Here is a 21,423-nt window from a genome sequence, read left to right on the forward strand (position 1 = left end):
AATATTGCCTACAACATTGTGACGGGGGCTGCTACCAGTACCGATGCTAATTACAGTGGTGTTGATGCTACCGATGTCGCAGTTACTAATAGTGATAATGATACTGCACCAACACCCACACCCGCGCCCGTACCAACCCCTGCAGAAACACCTGCACCAACACCTGCACCAACACCCGCACCCGCGCCCGCGCCAACCCCTGCAGAAACACCTGCACCAACACCCGCACCCGCACCCGCACCCATACCAACCCCTGCACCCGCACCCGCGCCTGCACCCGCGCCCGCGCCAACCCCTGCAGAAACACCTGCACCCGCACCCGCACCCGCACCCGCACCCGCGCCTGCACCCGCACCCGCACCCGCGCCTGCACCCGCACCCGCACCAACCCCTGTGGAAACACCTGCACCAACACCTGCACCCGCACCCATACCAACCCCTGTACCAACCCGTGCGGAAACACCCGCACCAACACCGACACCCGTACCAACACCAACCCCTGCGGAAACACCATTGGTAACGCCAACACCATCGGTAACGCCAACACCAACAACCAACAACATCCCCAATGACGAATGCATCTGCGATGACATTGCCTATCCCAAATTAAACCAACCCAATGCAGTTGAAAACACCATACTTGGTGTATCGGGAATTCAAATAGGCACTGCCCAAAACGATGAATTTCTCGGCACTAACAACGGTAATATATTCGATGGCAAATCCGGGGATGACAACTTATATGGTGGAGCCAGCAACGACATCTTTAATGGCAATCAAGGCAACGACTTCATCATCGGAGGCAAAGGTGACGACATCCTCTATGGAGATGGAGGAAACGACATCGTTCTTGGCGAATTGGGCAACGATTTAATCTTCGGAGGCAAAGGCAATGACTTGTTACATGGCCGCGAAGGTATTGACATCATTTATGGCAACAAAGATGATGACTTCATCGATGGTGGCAAGGATAATGACGTTTTATATGGAGGCAAAGGTAACGACATCCTGCTTGGTAGTCAAGGAGATGACAATCTGTTTGGACAGTTAGGTTCGGATACTATCTGCGGCGGTGAAGGTAATGACTTAATTAGCGGTAATGAAGGAGCAGATATCCTGGGAGGATGTGAAGGAAATGATACCATGCACGGAGGCGAAGACAACGATACTCTCACTGGCTGTCAAGGTGATGATATTCTTTACGGAGACTTGGGTAATGATAGTTTGATTGGCGGTAGCGGCAACGATATCTTTGCCTTAACAACTGGTCAAGGATTTGATATTATCGCTGATTTTACTCTGGGTCAAGATTTGATTGGATTAAGCGGAGGTTTGAGTTTTAGCCAGTTAGCAATCACTCAAAATACTCAGGGAACTATCATCAAAAATGTCTTGACAGGAGAGGAGTTAGGTGTGATGATTGGAGTGAGTGCCAATGCGATTACATCGGCTAATTTCCGGTTGATTTAGGAAATCAAGAAAAGTACGATCGCCCATTCGATCCAAAAGGGCGATCGCACTCTATAGCTACTCAAACAGCTTTATTCAGGGATTTTCCCGAACCTTTCCCTCAATCGATCAGCCGATAACTGCGGCAGTTGTTCTACCAACAATGTCAATTCTGCCACAGGCAATGCTAGTAAATTGGTAAGGGCTGTAGGCAGAATATCACCCAATTCATTTTGGTACATTCTCAAGACATTTTCGGCCAATAATCTTACAGCTTGTTCCCGCCCTTCTTCATCAATTGTTAGCATCGATATTGCCAGCAACAACACTGTAAATTCCGCAGCAGGCAACTTGGATATTGGAGATAAAAATACTGTCATTCTCTGGCTTAATTCTCCAAACCTGACTCGCAGAAAATTTTCTAAGATTAAGCGCTGCTGTTCTTGTCTGCCTCGTTCTAGTCCTTGTTCTAGTCCTCGTTCTAGTCCTCGTTCTAGTCCTCGTTCTAGTCCTCGTTCTAGTCCTTCTTCTCTCGCTTGTTGCTGTGCGGCTTGTATTTGTTGTTGAAAAAGTGGTGCAATCGCCATAATTAACTCCCGCTCTTCTGGCTCAGGTTCCTGTTGGGTTTCGACTACTAAATGTGACTGTAGACGATACAATAATTCTAGCGCAATAATCCGTAACGGATCGTCCGTTGCTAAAGCACTCAATTGCCCGATCGCCCTTTGCTGTACTTTCCCTTTCCCCAAAATCCTCAACCACAGGGTTTCTGGGATTTCTGGCAACTGGTGAATCGCCACAATTGCTGCTCGCCAGTGCTCCGGGAAAAAATAGATTCCCTCGATCCAATTCTCAGGGTTTGGTATCCCACCAAAACCCTCCACCAGCGCTTTCGATGCTGTGGGTGTCAAAATCCACATTCGGGGCAACAGATCCTCATCATAGCGAGTATTTTCTCTTCTCGCCTGCCGCTCCAATTCACCTCGCAAATCCCATAACTTACTCATGCAGCTCAAGACTTCGCTGACAGTTACCGGATTGCGAAACGGTTCAAAAATTGCAGTTGTGTCAGCCATTTTTCCCAACAATCCCAGGCTTGATGAGTATTCGGGAATTGCGGTACCTGGAGTGAAATAAACATCGATTTCTCGGACTTCCGAAGTCACATCGCGACCTACCTTAACTGTTCCGATGGGTGAAAGCAGTTCTTCTAGGTATTCTTTAGCAAAGCGATCGTGAATGAATCGCGTCATAGAAATTAGGATGATTTTTGATCAGTTAATCCTAGCATAATGTGCGCGACATAATAAAAGTACGATCGCCCATTCGATCCAAAAGGGCGATCGCATCAAAACCCAAGAAACCGGGTTTTTTACCGAATCTACAGGCTCTAACGCAGTATTTTCGCAAAAACCCGGTTTCTGACCACCCTAACGAATTTACACTGTCTTAGCCCACTCTATCCAAGTTTCCATCGGGCGGAAACCGACTGATTTGTAAAGCTTTGTCGCCCCTGTCAAACTGTCAGCATCGACGCTGAGTTTAGCTGTGTTTGCACCCGCTGCTTTCAACTTATGCAAACCAGCTAACAGCATCGCTTTTCCTAAACCCATTTTCCGAAACTCGCGCCGCGTACCCAACAATTCAATCCAACCGTCTTTTGTGCCGCTGCGGGGGTTTTTTTGGGGTTTGATTTGACAGTCGCAGAAAGCTGCAAATTTGCGCTCGCCCGAAACAGCAATCAAGTCTAATTCCGGCTGATAATTGGCGTCTTGCATCCAATAACGCACGGTTTCCGCACTTAAATCGTGGTGATTCCAGTGATCGATAAATGATTGGTTGAACATCTCTACCCAAGGTTGGATGTCTTGTTCTCCTGATACGTGTGTCAGTGCAAAATCTGCGGGAAATTCGGGTGTGGGTATGGGTTCGGCGAGGGATCGGGCCATTGTCCAAAAATAGCGATCGACCTCAAAGCCCTGTTTCTCTAATAGCCGCATCTCATCGGTTTTGTCCTCCCGGCTGTAGGTACGCAATTTTGCCGGCAAATTGCGTTCTTTTCCTACTTCGCCCAGCCGCTTTTCTCCCCACTTAATTATGTCTTTTTCTAAACCTTCGCTACGGACATTTGGATGCACGTAAAACCAGAGAGAAGCGTCTATTTCATTCGGGGAATCGGGCATATCTAGGAGTGACAAACCGATCAGTTTGTAATTACCATCTTCCCACAACTGCACGTCACGGGCTTGGTCGAGTTTGGGGGCATCAAGTATTAGCTTGAGTTCAGTTGCAGAGACTTCTTCGCCGAGTCTATCCACTGCTTCGCAAGCATCGATCAAATTTGCGATCGCGCACCAGTCAGTTTCGTCCTTGTAGGAGCGTGTTGTCAGGATATTCATAAAAAACTTGCAATCCGTAATTTCGGACTGTTCCTCTTAGTTGGTATTGGCAAACAAGTACAGTAATTCCGACATTTTGGACAAATGTCAGTAACAGGCACTCCGGCCTGTTCCACAAGAAATAAATGTTCTTGTGGGGCGGGTTCGCGAACCCGCAACTCAACTGTTTTTAGTATTTGAGAATGGTGTCGATAAAACTCAGAAACCTGTTTATATCACCCAGGCTTTCAGGTTTTATCTTATAGCGCAATCATAAAAATTGGTTTGCCTTTTTGGGCTAGTTTTGTATGTGAGTTTATGGTCGGATGTCGATGAGTCGCGCTCTCTTTCGTTACCAAGCTTGGTGCTTAAGTAACTACTATTGTTTGAATAAAGTTTCTACAGCTAAGTAAAGAAGTTGTCACCCCCACTGGGTCGTTGATTTTTACTTTTGCTCTGTTTTACAATAAATCCTTTTTCAGGGATTTTGGGCTCCTCCTGTTACGTCGCCCGATCGGGGGAGGGGAGAAGTTGAACTTATTTAAAAGTTCCCTATTTCAACTATAACCTGAGCTGTTTTTTTTTGCAAGTTGGAAATCGAGGGAATCTTGCTAGTATTAACGAGGCTGGCATTTGATTGCAGGAGCGATCGGCTTTTAACCAGCCGTAACTGTAATTTTTATAACGTTTTCCCCTGAATTGAGGATTTAATTTTATCCAAACGTTAAACTAACGTTAAACTGTTTTTTACAGATTAATAGGAGGTAAATATGCTCGACAACCTCGATTTAGATATTTCCCTGGATAAAGAAACCTATGATGCCAAGATAGAAATTTTAATGCAGCAGTTGCGATCGCTCCAACTGGCCTGCAGAGAAAAAAAATTGCCCGCAATCATCGTCCTCGAAGGTTGGGCCGCCGCCGGTAAAGGCGCGCTGGTCAAAAAAATGGTGGGGTACATGGACCCGCGCGGGTTTGCCGTCCACCCGATTTGGCCGCCGTCAGATGCAGAAAGGGGCTATCCTTTCCTATGGCGGTTTTGGCAGAAACTTCCTGCCCGCGGCAAAATTGGTTTTTTCTACCACAGTTGGTACACTCATGTTTTAGAAGACCGGTTGTTCGATCGAGTCTCCGACGCAGAAGTACCGACAGCCATCAGGCAAATCAACGCCTTCGAGCGGCAGATGGTTGATGACGGCGCCGCAATTGCCAAATTTTGGATTCACCTGAGCAAAAAAGAACTCAAGCATCGGCTCAAAAAACTAGAAGATGACGCATTACAAGCTTGGCGAGTGCGACCCGAAGATTGGAAACAAGCCAAAAAATACGAAGAATACACAACTTTTGCCGAAGAAATGGTAGCCCAAACCGGCACGGGCCCCTCACCTTGGACGCTAGTAGAAGGCGATTGTCAACGGTGGGCGAGAGTCAAAGTTTTAACGCAAATGGCAGCGACAATTACAGAAGCATTGGACAGACTGCCGATGCAATCTGCACCCGTGAAATTGCCACCTCAAGAAAGCTTGCAACCCACCGAACCCGACTTGCTGGCCCAAGTAGATTTAACTCAATCGCTGTCGCCCGACGAATACAAACAGCAACTGCGCGAGGAACAAACCCGTTTTGGCAAACTGCAACAAAGCATCTACGAAGAGGAAATCCCCGTATTAGTGTTGTTTGAAGGTTGGGACGCCGCCGGCAAAGGAGGAGCCATCAAACGCTTGACGGACATCCTAGACCCCCGCAGTTACATCGCTAATGCCTTTGGGGTGCCGACAGACGAAGAAAAAGCGCATCACTACCTCTGGCGGTTCTGGCAGCGGCTGCCAACGGCTGGTAAGATCGGCATTTGCGATCGTAGTTGGTATGGTAGAGTGCTGGTCGAGCGAGTCGAAGGATTTGCCACCGAACCCGAATGGCGCAGAGCTTATCAGGAAATCAACGAATTTGAGGAGCAACTCACCAGTTTCGGTTGTGTCTTAGTTAAATTCTGGCTGCACATCAGTCCTGACGAGCAACTAAAGCGGTTTACAGAGCGGCAAAACAATCCATTTAAACAATACAAACTCACCGAAGAAGATTGGCGGAATCGGGAAAAGTGGAATTATTATGAAGTAGCGGTGAATCAAATGATTCAGCGCACCAGCACGCCGGCTGCTCCCTGGACGCTAATTGCGGCCAATAACAAGTATTATGCTCGTGTTAAAGTAATTCAAACGGTAACGCAGGCAATTCGGAATCAACTGAAGCGCCGATAAATTGGGATTGGTGAATCGGTAACAGGTAATGGGGAAAAAAGTAGGCAGAACAAAGCAGGCTTGAATTGTCAATTCCACCTGGGGCGTGTTCGATCCATTACCAATTACCAATCAACCATTACCAGTTATCAATTACCAATTAACTGTCAGCAATCTGTGACTGGAAGTAGCGGGCTTACACCCTGCAACCAATAGTTGATAGCTGACCGGAATCGAGCATCAGGATAAATGCGATCGGACTGCGTTATTCGCGAAAGTTAAAAACCCACCGATGCCCGTATTTCCTCCCGCAGCTAAATTCGCGCTCGTTTCCACACTTCCGTACTAATTTATGAAGACACAGAATATTGCAAGATGCCAGAACTGTTAGCTCGCATTCTATTTCTATTCCTCCTGTTCTCACTGATCAAATCGTGGTGGGATCAATCAGGAGGTAAAGACAATCCGTTATTAGACCGACTGCGCGTTTTGCTGCTGATCAGCCTTTTGTTCCTGGCTTTTTTTGCGCCAGACACACCAGTTGGAGCAGCGATTTTCGGGCTCATAGCCTTCTTCTTTAAGCCGTTGGGTTTTTCCATCACTCTGCTGGTGATTGCGTCGGCGCTGATCACGAACGGGGGCATCCGCAACCCGGCGCCGAGAATGATCCTGGCAGCCCTGCTAGTTTTGATCCTTTCGAGTATGCCAGTTGTCGCTTACTGGTTCGCCGACCAAGCAGAACGGGACGCCGCTGCTGCCGTCCGCACAGCTTGCTGCGATGAAACTGCAGCGGCGATAGTTCTCCTAGGCAAGGGAACCACTCAGCCTCACATCCCCAACCGAGTAGCGATTCAACTGACAGATACAGGTAATCGCCTGCCCTATGCTGCCGTTTTGTACCGCCAAAAAGTGGCACCGATGGTCATCGTTACCGCTGGCCCCAGACCAGAGTTGGAGGGTTATGTTGGGGAAGCGAAGGATATCGAGACTTTGCTGGCAAACAACATGGGCGTGCCGCGCAGCAGTATCGTTCTCGACGATAACGGCAGCAACATACGCACCAGCGCCGAAGAAGTGAGAAAGATACTCGACAGCCGTGGCGCCCCGCGCAAAGTAATCCTGGTAACATCTGCGATTCAGATGCGCCGTGCCAGCCTCGCTTTTGCGAATATGGGAATCCAGGTGATTCCTAGGGCTACCGACTTCTACACTTTTCAACCCACGGCAGGAGGGAAATCCAGACTCCGCTTAGACGCGGGAGATTTTCTGCCTAGTGCAGAAGCTTTGGTAACTACGACACGAGTATTCGATGAATATTTCGGGTCTTTCTATTACTATTTGCGTGGCTGGCAGGCTCCCAGGGCCTAAAGTGGCAAGTTGCTGGTGTTTTTCTTAGGCAACAGCGACTGCTCCCCAGATTGGTTTAACATCTGATGAGAATGAGACCTTTGTGGGGAGCTGTATTTTTTTCTCATTCCGGCGGGATCGCCGACAATCAAGTTTGCCATGAATGCAAACAATACCCAAAAGATAACTGGCTCCCACTCGGATTTTTTGGGCGGTGCTTCTGGGGTTGTTACAGATTCGACGTTGACTTTGATATCTAGTTTGCCTTCAATTTCTTTGCCTTTGAGAACTCCCTCCTTGCACACACCCTTAAAAATCATGGGAGCGGGCTTTGGTGCTTCAGCTTTCGGTTCGTCTGCCATTTTTTTATCCTGGTTTTGGTGAATCCGGTTGGATAGTACATTCTTAAAGGTTCGGGGGTTTTCCGGACAGGATTTCGCGAACTCTGAAAGAATTAAGTTAAATATGCACCCCGCCCCTTGCTGGGGCTTAAACATAAGAATCTGAAGGCATTTCCAGCTAGTGCTGGTTTGTTTTAGATAGCAGCCTTGCCTTGAAGCTGCTACTTATATATCCGGGTGAAAGGGAGATTTTTATGCAAAGTACAGGTTTTTTATGAAAAATTTATTTGCTCCCGGCGGACAGAAACGTCAACTAAATCAAAAGGAGTCCCGCGCTCTACCTGTACCCAGGTGAGCGTCGGGAGGAATTTGCGTGAGTGAAGAGAACCGCCCCGAACTAAACCAACGACTTTAGGTGTTGGAAGGCGAGGGGCGGTCGATGAGCGAACAAATTATTTTGCTACACCACTTGCTTTTTGTATGTTCACGAGATTGAATTTTGTCATAGTTCGTGAAAGTAATGCCTCAAATAATCACCGCCAAGCTAAAACTAAACCTGAATGCCGAGCAAAAAGCTTTGGTATCTCAGACTACCTTGGCTTATCGCGATGCCTTGAATCATACTTCACAAGTTGCTTTTGATGCGAACAAAACCAGCAATGGTGCTAAGTTACAAAAGGCTGTCTACAATGAATTGCGAGTTCGATTTGGACTTGGCGCTCAGATGGCTTGCAATGTACCGAGACAAGTTTCGGCAACGTATAAAACTCTCTGGACTAAGGTAAAACAATCTAACGATGCTATCGCTAAAGGGTACACCAAGAAACGGTATAAAGGACTAGACCAACCCCCTAAGTATATCTCTCGAACCTGTACCTTGAATTATCAGCGTGACTACTCGTTTAAATCCGAGCAGAAGGTGAGTATTATTACCCTGACTGGTCGAATAGTAGTCTCGTATGATGGCTACAACAAGCATCTGGATTTCATTGCGAATGGTTCCAAAGTTGGAGCAGCTAAAATTGTCTATCAGCGTTCCTCTAAGGTTTACTATTTGATGGTAAGTATTGAGGTAGAAACCCCTGAACTCGACCCACTGAAAATAACTAGAGTTTCTGGCGTTGACGTGGGGATGCGCTACTTAGCCGTAGAAACAGACTTACAAAACAAGTCTAATTTCTACTCAGGTTCAGAAGCTAGACATAAAGCCAACCGCTATCATAAAGCTAGACAAACTCTTCAGCGTAAAGACACTCGTTCGGCAAAGCGCAGACTAATTGCTTTGTCGGGAAGAGAAAGACGGTTTATCGCTGACGTGAACCACCAAATCAGCAAGGATATTGCAAAGCCTAATACTTTAATTGGACTGGAAAACCTAACCGGAATTCGGGATAGAACCAAGTCCAAGTCTGGTAAAAAGGTTAGCAAAAAACAGCGAAAAGCTAATCGAAACAAAGCTAAATGGTCGTTTGCCGAACTGCACGGCTATATTGACTACAAAGCTAATTTGAACGGCTCTTTAGCTACTAAAGTTCCAGCTAATTATACCTCGCAAAGCTGTCCAAAATGTGGACACACTTCGGCCGGCAATAGACCTAAAAAAGGACTATTGTTTCGTTGCGAGTGTTGCGGGCATGAGCTTCATGCTGATTTGGTGGGTGCGCGAAATATTGCCATGAGAACGTTGCTCGTTCGGCAGGACTGGACGAGTACGGGGAGCTTGTCAGCATCCCCTAATGTGTCGGGCGGTGAAACTAAAGCTGAGATTCTGCAAAGGTTCTCGGAATTGCGGTGGAGTTCAGATACAAGCCCACATCTCCGGCGGTACTCCGCTTGATGCTGGGTAGTTGACTAGCCTGAAGTTCGAGCTTGGTTGAGCTCCCCGAAGAAACCCAGTTTCTTCCCGGAGCGGGCCCAAGTGACGCAATTCGGTTAATAAACGGGGTTTCTGGCTCAATATCGCGCCAGGAATGGCAATCTAAAATTTAAAATGATCGAAATAATCGAGAGTGAAAATATCCACCAGCCAACTATCTTCCTTGGAACCGGAACAACTGGCAGTTTGGGCAAAAGAGGCAATTAATCGCAGTAAATCGGGTCAAATCCCTGCGTACATACCTCTCCTAGCGCAAGCCGACAGACAAGGGTTTGCCGTGCAAATTCGGGCAATTGACGCGCAAATTGTGAGCTGGGGTAGCATTGCTCACACATTCCCGCTGATGAGTGTAGTCAAGCCTTTTGTGCTGCTTTATTTGCTGTGCGAATTGGGCGAAAAAACGGTATTTGACTGCGTTGGCTGTGAGCCTTCGCAACTGCCTTTCAATTCTTTAACTCAACTCGAAATAGATCAAGGGAAGCCGAGAAACCCGATGATTAATAGCGGGGCGATCGCCCTAGCGTCTTTGATTCCCGGTCAAAATGCTGTGTCCCGCTGTCAAAACTTGCGAACTTGGCTGAATCAACAGGCAAACAGTCAGTTATTTGTTGACGAGTTAATGCTCGATTCAGTGAAGAAAAATCCGAATCAAAACAATTGGAATCTCGCCTTGAAAATGGTAGAATCGGGTTACATTCAAAATCCCGAAATTGCTTTAGAAACCTACAATCGCATCTGCTGTTTGTCGGGAAATGTGGAGGATTTAGCTAAGCTGGGGATGGTTTTGGTAAATAGCGGCGATCGAGCAATGGGGGAAAACTGCCGTAGTGTCAAAGCGCTGATGGCAACTTGCGGTTTGTATGAAGCATCGGGCCGTTTTGCGCTGCGGGTGGGGTTGCCGGCCAAGTCGGGAGTTAGCGGGGCTTTGGTGTCGGTAATTCCGGGCCAGGGGGCGATCGGCTTTTACAGTCCGCCCCTGGATAAAGACGGAAATTCTATCGGTGGCTTATTTCTGTTAGAAAAAATAGCTAAAACTTTGCGGCTAAGCGTATTTGATTAGATTGGTCAGTAAGCTATACTACATTTAATTTTCACTTTTAGGGCAGGCAAGATGCCCACCCCACAAGATTTTTACTAACATAACTATCCCAATTAAATGCGCGACAGCTTAGTCCGCAGTCATTAGGAACGGGGAATTGGGAATTGGGAATGTCTAATGGGGAATTGGGAAAAAGGTAATTTTCCCAACTGACAACTGACAACTGACAACTGACAACTGACAACTGACTAATGTTTTTCGCCCAAAATAGCATAAACCACAGTCTCTTCTTTTTTGCCGCGCAATTGAATCGATCCTACTTTTTTGCCTTCGTAGCGATCGCGCACATAAGCAAAAGTCCTCGCCGTCACCAACAAATTAAAAGGACTGTCAGAAACAATTTCCTTATTCATCGCCTCCAATCTAGCAGCAATGTTGACAGCATCGCCGATCACAGAATAATTCAAACGCCGGGAACCGCCCACGCTACCAGCAACTAACTGTCCGGTATGCAAACCGATGCCAAACTTAATTAAAGGTTTGCGTTCACTTCTAAGCTGCTGATTCAGTTGGTGCAGCCGTTCGTGCATCGCAATACAAGCCGCAACTGCATTCAAAGCATCTTGTTGAATTTCTGCATATTCGCTATGGCAAAAAGGCACTCCAAAAACTGCCATAATTGCATCACCGATGTATTTATCTACAACGCCACCGTGATCCATAATACAGTTAGTCATCGCTTCCAAATAATTGTTCAGCCAGGTGAGCAAATCCCGCGGTGGCATTTTTTCTGAAATTGAAGTAAAACTACGAATATCCATAAACAGCACCGTTGCTGTAAGTTCTTGAGGTTCGAGTTCTCCCTGTTCAAATATCTCAGCTTTGCGTTGCCAAATAAGCTGAGCAGTCTCTGGATCGACGTGCTTTTCAAATAACCTCATCAACTGCTGCTTTTCGTACTGTTCCCGAAGTTGCAAAGCAGTGCTAGATAAAATGAGAGTGCCGATAGGTGCGGCAATCGGAACCCACCAAAAAAAGAAGCCAAATAACAAAGCGGCAGCCCCAATCCAAATTATAGGCAAACCGAGAGCGATCGCAATTCTCTCTTTAACACCTCGGTTGCCCAGAACCAAAGCGGTAAGCGGGCCAATACCCAACAATAACAAAATTTCTACGAGTACCGGCAGCCGCTGAAGCAAGCGTTGATTGAGCAAATTGTCAATCAACGCTGCATATAAATAAACTCCAGCCGTAGTCTTGTTGAGAGGTGAAGATATCGGATCGAAACCGGTAGCAACTATGCCCACTAAAACTAACTTATTAGTCAGAGAATCTGCTGGAATTCTACCTTCTACGACATCAACAAAAGCATAGGTAGGTAGATTTTCTGTTTGCCCCGGCCAGTTAACCCAGACTTTTTTTTCCTGCTTATTTTTGGACTGTGGGAGCAATACTGGATCTTGGGGATTAGCAGCATTGTACCTGTGAGTCATTGCTAAACCGAAATTAGGAATCCCGTTGAGAAAGATTTTTGACTCGCGGCTAATACCGTCGCTATCGGGTTCCTGGCCGATGTGGCCGACACCTGCGGCTGCTGCTTTTAAAGATGCTACGGGTTCTTCTTTGGTGGTTTTAGCGAGTACAACTTTGCCGTTGGTGGCGATTGCAGCGGCTAAAATATCATCTTTCGGACTTGGATCGAGGAAAAGAATGTCAAAACCAACGGCTGTGGGGGGAGATTTTTTCAGTGCTTCTAGCAGTTGGGCGTAGCGGTTGCGAGACCAAGGAAATTGACCGTATTCTTGCAAGGAATGCCGTTCGATCGCAATTACCGCAATTCTCTGATCCCATCCGGGATTTGGCAAAATTCCCGATTCTCGAATTTGAAATAGGGTTTTGTACCCCAAATATTCAAGGGGTTTCCACATTCCCACTTGCAGCATGGCTACAGACAGTATACCTACTAATCCCCCTGTGATCCAGGGAGGATTTGTGGTTATATGTTGCTGCAGGCCGAGCAGTTTATTTTGTTTGAGATGATCGATCCATTTTTTGAACTTCATGCAATTAATTTGACGCAATCATTGACATTCGAGTCACAATTTCGAGAGGAGTGGGAGTCAATCGATTTTAGATTTTAGATTTTAGATTTTAGATTGACTTGCGCGAGATAAATTCGGGGGCTCCTTTATCGGATACAGGTTTTTTATTTTTGGACGGATGAATCACGTGGCGGGTATCCTGGATGCGGGAATTGTCATGAAGTTTTACAATAACGTAAGGGCGAAGGGTGGGGGCAAAATATCTTTATTTTGACTACCGAGATTCATGGCAAAATGCTTCGCACCTACACAAAATAATCAACCCTGATACGACTTAGGATCTAACTCACATCTTGCACCATTGTCAAGAACAGGCTTTTTCGTGGGGTCGGGCGGGTTTATAGAACCTATTTGCAAGCTTTAAGGCTGTTGGCGAACCCGCCCCTAGGGCTTATTGAGAATGGTGCAACATCTTAGATATAATTCAAGTCCTCAGAGACGGCCCGCGTAGATTACTCGCGACGATAGGTTGTTTAGCGAACTGCGAAGCTGTAATGCCTTTCTGTGACTGACGGGCCTCGCACTACGATTTCGAGGCGGCGGCTTGGAGGTAAAATTCCTTGGATCTTGAAGTTGCCTTTTCGATCGATCTTAATTTCTTCGTTGTTGACATAAACTGTGTCGATCGGGTTAATTTGACCGCTGAGGCGATAGATATTGCCGCTGACTCTCAATAAACTGCGGACTTTGAGTTTAGCTAGGCGAGGGCTGGCTGAGGGCGCCACGGGGGAGGTTTGAGGGAAAATTGTCGTGGAGTTGCCACTGTTGACAATTACTTCCGAGTCGGCGCTGCCGGATACTACGACGGCACCTTCAATAGTTTCGACTGCGGTTTTGCCACCGCCGACGCTGACGCCAAAGGATGTGCCGCGGACTCCGGCAACGCCTTCTGGGGTTTCAACCCTGATTGGGGCGGTTCTGGCAGAACGGGTTTGTTGGGCAATTTGACTGGATTTGCCGAGTCCGCTGAAGGTATTGAGGGCGGCTATTTGGTTCGGCGGGATAATTGTTGAGGTGGTGGCTGCGGGAGTTGCAGCAGCAGTTTTGCCGATCGACAACCTGACTCGCCCCCTGCTGACAAAAATGGCTGTGCTTTTTTCGCCGCCTGCACGGCTTGACAAATCGGATATTCTGAGTGTGGTTTTTTCGGCAACTTCCACGGTGCCGATGTTGTTGTCGATGCCTAAACGGGCTGTGGAATTGGGGCCGGTGATGATTTCGTCTCCGGGGGCGAGTAGCCGATCGCCCACGACCGCTGGCCGGCCTTTAAAGCTTACTGTACCGCGGATTTCTTCTATTTCGAGCGATCGCGCGGCCGCTGTTCCCTGGGCGTTTATCGTGTCTGCTGGGGATGGATTCGCCGCCACGGTTGCCGGATTTGTTGGAGATTTTGAGGCGGTTGGCAATGCTGGCGGTCGATCGACTGAGACAATTTTAGTAGGGTTCGAGGGCTGTTTGGGGGATGGAGAGGGCGGACTGGCGATCGTCCCGCGAAAGGGCGACAGACTCGCCAGCACAGCCAAGGACAAACTTAGGAGCGGAATTTTGGTCGATCGCCCACACGTAAACATTTTATTCATAATTTCAATTTTGTCATATTGAAGTTCCTCGACTTCCTTTCCTCTATCAGACGGCATACATCCGGAAATCGTTCCATTTTTTATGCCGTAACACAGCAGTAAAAATAAACTTTATCAGCCTGAAAGTTTAGCATTAAAACTTTTTTTATGTTCATATTTTAGTAAACTGTTACAACATGGCACTTTACTAAAATATGAGCTTAGGGAAAATTAGCAAACCCTAGTCAAAGTGCTTGGCAGCATCTACTTTAGCCGTTTTCAACGTGAGAGAGGGGAGATTTATATATAGCAAAGATAAAATTAATTACTGCTTGTGAATGCCTTTTGGCTTCTGCCGGAAGGATGACTAATTGGGGATAAATTCTGTAGTTGTGGCAATTAATAAAAAGATGGTTTTTGCGAAGCGATAAAAAATAATTATCTAAGTGGTGAACAGCCTCTGACAGTGGAGCTTGCCGCTGTGGAACATTATGAAGCAAACCCAAGCGAATCAGGGTAGACGATCGACCAACTCCGACTAGAATACCGTCTTTTAGGGAAAGTTGGTGGAAATTTCGATGGAAAATCATCGGGAGCGATCGCCTGCTGGCGTTGCTGTTGAGAAGTAGACGCCAAACTGTAAAATAAACGGTTGTATATAGGTTATATAGAGCAGGAGAACAATTTCAGTGGCAATAGAAGTAGGTCAGAGAGTGAAGGTGCGCCGTCTCAGAGATCGGATACCTGCAAATATGGTGGGCAAGATAAAGGAGAATCCAGTAGGCACTGTTGACGGATTCAGAATGGTTGACGGTAGCGGAGTAGGTGTGGTTGTCAAGTTTGACGGTTTTGCGACTTGGTTTTTTGAAGATGAGCTAGAACCCGTTTAACAGATGTAGAAGGAAGAGGGGGCACGACACGGATTCGGACACGGATACACGGATTGAATTTAACTGTGTTTCCTTTCGTCTCCTACTCTCCCCCTCTCCCACTCTCCCACTCGCCGACTCTCCTCTTCCTTCACTCTCCCCCTCCCCCACTCTGGCTGAAGGTTGCGCTTAAATGTTAAAGAGTAAGCTTTGGCAGTGAGAACAGAAAATGGCTTTGATTTTGACATTTTTGGGCAAAGGCGGCACTGGCCGCAGTACGATCGCGATCGCAACAGCTAAAAAATACGCGGCTCAAGGCAAGCGAGTTCTGCTGCTCGGCCAAGATCCGGGCCCTGCATTGGGTATTCTGCTAGGGACTCCCCTGACTCTCAACCCCCAGGAAATCGCCCCCAACCTCAAAGCAGTTCAGGTGCAAAGCGCGCCACTGCTAGAACGCAGGTGGGACGAAATTAAACAACTAGAAGCTCAATATGTCCGCACTCCGTTTTTCAAGCAGATTTACGGTCAAGAATTAGGAGTTTTACCGGGAATGGACAGCGCGCTGGCGTTGAACGAACTTCGGGAATACGACGACAGCAAACAATACGATGTAATTGTTTATGACGGCAATGGTGGCATGGATACGCTGCGGATGCTGGGAATGCCGGAAATTCTGAGTTGGTACATCCGCAGGTTCCGTCAAGCTTTGGTAGATTCGGATTTGGGTAAAGCGCTTTCACCTTTTATTCAACCGGTTGTGAGTACCGTGTTGACGGTGGATATGTCGGGAGACAATGCTTTTCAATCTACTAAGCAAGTCGATAATCTTTTGGATAAGGGTAAGGAAGCGCTGGCAGATCCGAACCGCACGGCGGCTTTTTTGGTGACGACTGGGGATGCAAGCGCGATCGCAACTGCCCGCTATCTTTGGGGAAGTTCTCAACAAGTTAGTTTGACTGTGGGCGGTGTCATTGTTAATCAAGCACCGGTTACAGAAGCTATTACTGCCGAGTTTGATCCTTTGACGGCTGTTTCGGTTCCGGCGCACAGTGACAATAATTGGCAGTCGCTAATTGATGCTTTGCCAGATTTTTCGGAGGCCGCAAAAGCTCCTAAACCGATTAACATCAACATTGCACAGCGTCAAGTTAGTTTGTTTTTGCCTGGGTTTGACAAGAAAGAAATTAAATTGATTCAATCGGGGCCGGAAGTGACGATCGAAGCGGGCGATCAGCGGCGCAATATTTTGCTGCCTCCGGCGCTAACTGGAAAGTCTGTTACTGGTGCTAAGTTCCTGAATGGTTACTTGATTATTTCTTTTTAGGGTAAGGAAGAAGGCACGACACGGATTTTGACACGGATACACGGATGAATTATCGAGTTTTCTAATATCATGTCTCGTTGATTCGCGATCGTATAATTTGCGATGTGGTAGGGGCGGGTTCCACCAACCATAATCGCCCCAAACAAACAATCTCGAAAACCCGCCCTCTCCCCACGATAAATCGAAATGTACATTCAGATTGACCGTGGGGCGGGGGCGGGTTTATTTATCCTTTCAATTCTTCCCGATATGGTTGGTGAAACCCGCCCCTACAGCTTAACTTTTACCGTTTCCATTGCCGCCAGTCGTTTGCAAAACCCGCTTAGCTAAAGGTTCCGGCACTTCTTGCAGTCGATCGAACTCCCAATTAAAAAATCCTACTCCCATTGTCTGCGATCGCAATTCTACGATCAAATTCTGCATTTCGGCGATCGGCAAATAAGCAGAAACTGCATCCCATCCCTTCCAGTCTTTTTTACCTTCGTAGCCGAGAATTTGGCCCCGGTGTCCGCTGACCAACTGCAACACCTTTGATGTACACTCGTTCGGAGCGCAAATTTCAACTTTGGCAATCGGCTCCAGCAAGGCCGGTTCGCACTTGGCCATTCCCTCCTGCATCGCCAAACGCGCTGCTTGCTTGAAAGCTTGTTCGGAACTGTCAACGGTATGGTAGGAACCGTTCGTCAGCGTCACCGCTACGTCTACCACGGGGAAACCCAGCGGGCCGCGATCCAAATACTCGCGCACTCCGACTTCAACGCCGGGAATGTACTGTTTTGGGACGACTCCGCCGACTATTTTGTCGCTAAAGGTGAAACCTTCTCCGCGAGGCTGCGGTTGAATGTCGAGGTACACGTCGCCGAATTGTCCGTGCCCGCCGCTTTGGTGTTTGTAGCGCCCGTGGATGGAAGATGCTGGTTTGCGGATGGTTTCTTTGTACGGCACTTGCGGTAAGTGAGTTACCATCGGCAAGTTATACTTACGGCGCAACCTGTCTAGGGCTACTTTCAGGTGGATTTCGCCTTGACCCCAAAGTATAATTTCGTGAGTGTCGCCGTGCTGTTCCCAGACTAAAGATGGGTCTTCTTCTAGTAATTTAGCTAAAGCGGAGCTCAGCTTAACTTCATCGTTGCGCTTTTCTGGGACGATCGCCAGTGCGTAGACAGGGGAGATAATTTCGGCTTTTGGCAATAATTCCTCCGAACCCAGCGTATCGCCTGTTTTCAAGCCTTCTAGCCTTCCCACAGCCACAATTTCCCCGGCGCTGACAGACTGCAAACTTTGCGTTTGCTGGCCGGTCAAGCGGTACAAACCGTTAACTCGAACGCCGTTCAAATTTGCTCCATCTGTCAGCGTCCCCCGCCACATTCTCACTAACGATAGTTTGCCTCCCTGCGGCGTGTAATAGGTTTTGAGGATTTGAGCGAGAACTTTGTTTTCACTTTGTATAATGCCGCGGCGATCGGCTGTTGTTTCCGGTGTCGGCGCTTCCCTCAGCAAAGCTTCCAGCAGAGGCCGCACGCCGAAATCTTGTTCGGCGATGCCGATGAATACTGGCACAATTAAATCTGCGCCTAATTCCATCTTTAAATCGCGGGTAATTTCTTCGGCGTCGGGATTGATTTCTTCGAGCAATTCTTCGAGTAAATGGTCGTCAAAATTCGCCAATTCTTCGAGCATTTGCTGCCGCGCTGCGCTTTCTTGTGCTTTGAGGTGTTCTGGAAGCGGGACGGGATCTGCGGCGGCGCCCGGATGGTAGTGGTAAGCTTGTTCGGTTACTAAGTCGATAAAACCGATGATTTGTTCGTTTTTGCCGATCGGATATTGGTGAGGTACGATCGGTCTACTGGAAACGGATTTGAGCGCGTCGATCACCTCGGTGAAGTTGGTGCCACAAGTAGTTTCGTCTGTGTAAGCTCGATCGATCTTGTTGATGAAAACTAGGTGGGGAATTTCCCAATCGTCGAGAAATTTAAACAGGGGTGCGAGGGTTAAAGTGCGATCGGCAACGGGTTCGCAAACAATTATCGCCGCATCCACACCGATGAGTGCATTGTAAGTTTCTTGGACAAATTCTACCGAGCCCGGACAGTCGAGAAATGTGAAGCGGACGCCTTGATATTCAGCGGTGGCGGCGTTTACTTCTACGCTCATTTTGCGATCGCGCGCTTCCGGCGAACTATCACCTATTGTGTTGCCATCTTTGACATTTCCTTTGCGGGTAATTGTCCCTGTCACCGATAGCAAACTTTCCAGCAGTGCGGTTTTACCGCTTAAATAAGGGCCAACAATTGCAACGTTTCGCGTGGCCCCAAGGACTTTGTGGTTCATAATAGCCTCCAACAGAAAACTTGTTTTCTATTGCTCTTGGTGCAATCAGTTCTATACCATTTTCTAGACTTTTTCTAGGTTAATTTTTATTGCAGTTTCGAGCAACTTTAGATTTTGGTATGATTCTATACTTTTGACGGTAGCGTGTTTTGAGTGACGCAAACACAAATTGTAGTTTTTCTTAATATTTGGATTTTTTAACCGCAGAGAACGCAGAGAACGCAGAGGAAGAGAAGAGAGAGACTAATAATTCCGATGAAGAGCGGGTTTGATATCACTCTTCCTCTGTCTCGATTGGTCTAATTTCTGAGCAGTCGCAAACCGCTTAATGTGACTATTACTGTAGACCCTTCATGACCGATTACGCCTAAAGGCATGGTGATGTTTCCGAGAAAATTGGCAGCCAGTAACAGTATAATGCAACTGAGTGCAAAAACTATGTTTTGTTTGACAATTTTTTGAGCGCGGCGGCCTAAACTAATTGCTTTAGCTAGTTGCTCTAATTTATCTGCCATTAATACGATATCAGCAGTTTCTAAAGCAACGTCGCTGCCGGAAATTCCCATCGCAATGCCCACGGAAGCTTGAGCGAGGGCGGGGGCGTCGTTGATGCCGTCTCCTACCATTGCTACAGTTTGATACTGGGTTTGCAGTTGTTTTATTGCCTGCACTTTGTCTTCTGGCAAAAGTTCGGCGTACACTTCTTTGATGCCTAATTGGCGGGCGATGTGTTGAGCTGTTTGCTCGTTGTCGCCGCTTAGCATAATTATATGTTCTACGCCTAATTTTTGCAAGTGTTTTACTGTTGCTGCTGCTTCGGGGCGGATGGTATCTGCTACTGCAATGATTCCTAAAAGTTGCTCGCCTTTTGCCACCCAAACAACTGTTTTACCTTCGGCTTGTAACTGCAGGCTGATTTGAGTCAATTCGGAGGTTGCTTCGAGAAATTCGGCTTTACCAATGGCTATGATTTGATTGTTGACTTTGCCGATAATTCCTTGACCGATTTTTGCTTGTACGTCGGTAGCGGTTGACAATTGTAACTGTTGCTGCTGGGCGGCGCTGACAATTGCATGGGCGATCGCGTGTTCGGAATGAGCTTCTAGGGCTGCTGCTAATTGCAGAACTTCTGTTTCAGTATATCCGGCTGCTGGTACAATTTGGATAACTTCGGGTTTTCCCGTGGTGAGTGTTCCGGTTTTGTCAAAGGCGATCGCCCTGACTTTACCAATCATCTCTAATTGCGCGCCACTTTTAAACAAAATTCCCTGTCTCGCCCCGTTAGCAATTCCTGAAAGCAGCGCGGGCATAATCGAAGCCATCAGCGCGCAGGGGGACGCGACTACTAGGAAAATCAGCGCCCGATAGATTGTCTCTTCCCAATTCCAGCCCAAAACAAAGGGCGGCAAGCTTGCGAGAAGCAAGCCTAAACCGACGATTAATTTGGCATAACCGCGCTCGAATTTTTCCACAAACATTTGAGAAGGTGGCGCTGCTGTTTGCGCTTCTTGAACTAGCCGAATCACTCGCTGAATCAAGCTGCTTTCTGGAGTTTTATGCACTTCGAGTTTCAGCGCGCCGACACCGTTAATTGTACCTGCATAGACTTCATCGCCGCTGGTTTTTTCCACGGGCATCGATTCGCCGGTAATCGAGGCTTGATCGATCGCACTGTAGCCTTCAATAATTATCGCATCTGTGGGGATGATTTCTCCGGGCTTGACTAAAATGCGATCGCCAATTTCCAATTTGTCGATCGCAACTTCGCGTTCCACGCCGTACATTACCACCCTAGCAGTATCTGCCGTCAAACTCATCAAACTGCGGATGCTGCGTTCAGTCCGCTGCATAGCATAACCTTCAAGGGCGCCGCTAATTGCAAAGATTAAAATCAACACCGCACCGTCAACAATTAAATGATATTCTTGCCGCCACAGCCCCAAACCTGCCGCGCCCAAAGCAGCGACAATCATTAACAAATCTACATCTAATTCGCGTTCTTGAAAAAGGGTAGTTAAGCCTTCGCGGGTACTGGAATAGCCGCCGATAACATAAGCTGCGGGTAAGATTAACACGGCTACACCCAGCCAGCCGAGTTGCAGGGCTAGGGAACCCAAGATTACTAAAATTCCGCACAGGGCGGCTGTTAAAGCGTCGGGATGTTCTTCTGCTAACTGGGAGATGCGAGAAATTGACAAAGAATTAGAAGTCATTTGTAAAGCTTGATTTGGTAGAATGACTCCTGTAGCTTAAACCTTGACATTAGTGTCAATGTCAAGAGTGAAACCAAAATAAATCCAGGATCAACTCGCCTCTCGTTGAGTACCAGAGTCCGACAGTCCGACATTCCGACAGTCCGACAGTTCGACAGTTCGACAGTCCGACAGGGATTGAAATCCCTGTCTCATAGCGCAAGTCCTCTGGAAGAGGACTGAAGATAGTTGAGAATTGAATTTAATCTTTCAGTCGGTTTTAACCGACTTCTGCTATGAGGCGGGGAATTCATTCCCCGGCGGACTCTGGGTGAATTCGAGAATCAAATATACAATCAAAATCCCAAAATCCCATGCA

Annotated in this window: 15 protein-coding genes; 7 read left to right on the top strand and 8 right to left on the bottom strand. The window is 47.4% G+C overall.

What is annotated here, in order from left to right; all coding sequences use genetic code 11:
- The coding region (locus QT984_RS00495) for a calcium-binding protein (RefSeq protein WP_333372744.1) at nt 1–1,470 on the top strand (1,470 nt) is incomplete at its 5' end.
- Between the two features lie 71 nt (nt 1,471–1,541).
- Here the strand turns inward: QT984_RS00495 and QT984_RS00500 are convergent.
- Both QT984_RS00500 and QT984_RS00505 read right to left on the bottom strand, forming a co-directional pair.
- The gene (locus QT984_RS00500) at nt 1,542–2,702 is read right to left on the bottom strand and encodes a flagellar assembly protein H (protein WP_333372747.1); all 1,161 of its coding nucleotides are present in this window, start codon (nt 2,700–2,702) and stop codon (nt 1,542–1,544) included.
- A 186-nt stretch (nt 2,703–2,888) separates the two neighbouring features.
- Nucleotides 2,889–3,848: a GNAT family N-acetyltransferase gene (locus QT984_RS00505; protein WP_333054269.1), complete on the bottom strand. Its 960-nt coding sequence runs from the start codon at nt 3,846–3,848 to the stop codon at nt 2,889–2,891.
- A 749-nt stretch (nt 3,849–4,597) separates the two neighbouring features.
- On the opposite strand from QT984_RS00505, the gene pap reads away from it, so the two are divergent.
- Nucleotides 4,598–6,085: a polyphosphate:AMP phosphotransferase gene (gene pap, locus QT984_RS00510; protein WP_333054270.1), complete on the top strand. Its 1,488-nt coding sequence runs from the start codon at nt 4,598–4,600 to the stop codon at nt 6,083–6,085.
- 354 nt (nt 6,086–6,439) lie between these two features.
- Nucleotides 6,440–7,432, top strand: coding sequence for a YdcF family protein (locus QT984_RS00515; RefSeq protein WP_333054271.1), 993 nt, complete (start codon nt 6,440–6,442; stop codon nt 7,430–7,432).
- Here QT984_RS00515 and QT984_RS00520 read toward each other — a convergent pair.
- Nucleotides 7,429–7,773: a hypothetical protein gene (locus QT984_RS00520; protein ID WP_333054272.1), complete on the bottom strand. Its 345-nt coding sequence runs from the start codon at nt 7,771–7,773 to the stop codon at nt 7,429–7,431. The two genes, QT984_RS00515 and QT984_RS00520, sit on opposite strands and share 4 nt — an antisense overlap.
- A 499-nt stretch (nt 7,774–8,272) precedes the next feature.
- Here QT984_RS00520 and QT984_RS00525 point away from each other — a divergent pair, with 499 nt between their 5' ends.
- Together QT984_RS00525 and glsA are read left to right on the top strand one after the other, a co-directional pair.
- Nucleotides 8,273–9,589: a transposase gene (locus QT984_RS00525; RefSeq protein WP_333054273.1), complete on the top strand. Its 1,317-nt coding sequence runs from the start codon at nt 8,273–8,275 to the stop codon at nt 9,587–9,589.
- Between the two features lie 172 nt (nt 9,590–9,761).
- Entirely contained in the window at nt 9,762–10,688 is a 927-nt protein-coding gene (glsA, locus tag QT984_RS00530) for a glutaminase A (RefSeq protein ID WP_333372752.1), read from the top strand.
- Nucleotides 10,689–10,915: 227 nt separating this feature from the next.
- Here the strand turns inward: glsA and QT984_RS00535 are convergent, their stop codons facing one another.
- From QT984_RS00535 to QT984_RS00545, 3 genes are all read right to left on the bottom strand, one after another.
- Nucleotides 10,916–12,730, bottom strand: coding sequence for an adenylate/guanylate cyclase domain-containing protein (locus tag QT984_RS00535; protein ID WP_333372755.1), 1,815 nt, complete (start codon nt 12,728–12,730; stop codon nt 10,916–10,918).
- 512 nt (nt 12,731–13,242) lie between these two features.
- Nucleotides 13,243–14,349 carry a FecR domain-containing protein gene (locus tag QT984_RS00540; protein ID WP_333054276.1) on the bottom strand — a complete coding sequence of 369 codons (1,107 nt, stop codon included), beginning with the start codon at nt 14,347–14,349 and terminating at the stop codon, nt 13,243–13,245.
- Nucleotides 14,350–14,597: 248 nt separating this feature from the next.
- Nucleotides 14,598–14,918: a hypothetical protein gene (locus tag QT984_RS00545; RefSeq protein WP_333054277.1), complete on the bottom strand. Its 321-nt coding sequence runs from the start codon at nt 14,916–14,918 to the stop codon at nt 14,598–14,600.
- 99 nt (nt 14,919–15,017) lie between these two features.
- On the opposite strand from QT984_RS00545, the gene petP reads away from it, so the two are divergent.
- A complete protein-coding gene (gene petP, locus QT984_RS00550; RefSeq protein WP_333054278.1) occupies nt 15,018–15,218 on the top strand; it encodes a cytochrome b6f subunit PetP in 201 nt (66 codons plus the stop codon).
- A 208-nt stretch (nt 15,219–15,426) separates the two neighbouring features.
- The gene (locus QT984_RS00555) at nt 15,427–16,521 is read left to right on the top strand and encodes a Get3/ArsA fold putative tail anchor-mediating ATPase NosAFP (protein ID WP_333054279.1); all 1,095 of its coding nucleotides are present in this window, start codon (nt 15,427–15,429) and stop codon (nt 16,519–16,521) included.
- Between the two features lie 276 nt (nt 16,522–16,797).
- Here QT984_RS00555 and QT984_RS00560 read toward each other — a convergent pair whose 3' ends face one another.
- Nucleotides 16,798–18,852 carry an elongation factor G gene (locus tag QT984_RS00560; RefSeq protein ID WP_333232942.1) on the bottom strand — a complete coding sequence of 685 codons (2,055 nt, stop codon included), beginning with the start codon at nt 18,850–18,852 and terminating at the stop codon, nt 16,798–16,800.
- Between the two features lie 299 nt (nt 18,853–19,151).
- The gene (locus tag QT984_RS00565; RefSeq protein ID WP_333372758.1) at nt 19,152–21,065 is read right to left on the bottom strand and encodes a heavy metal translocating P-type ATPase; all 1,914 of its coding nucleotides are present in this window, start codon (nt 21,063–21,065) and stop codon (nt 19,152–19,154) included.
- Nucleotides 21,066–21,423 lie beyond the last annotated feature (358 nt).

The sequence above is a fragment of the Microcoleus sp. Z1_B2 genome (assembly GCF_036700325.1).
Lineage (GTDB): Bacteria > Cyanobacteriota > Cyanobacteriia > Cyanobacteriales > Microcoleaceae > Microcoleus.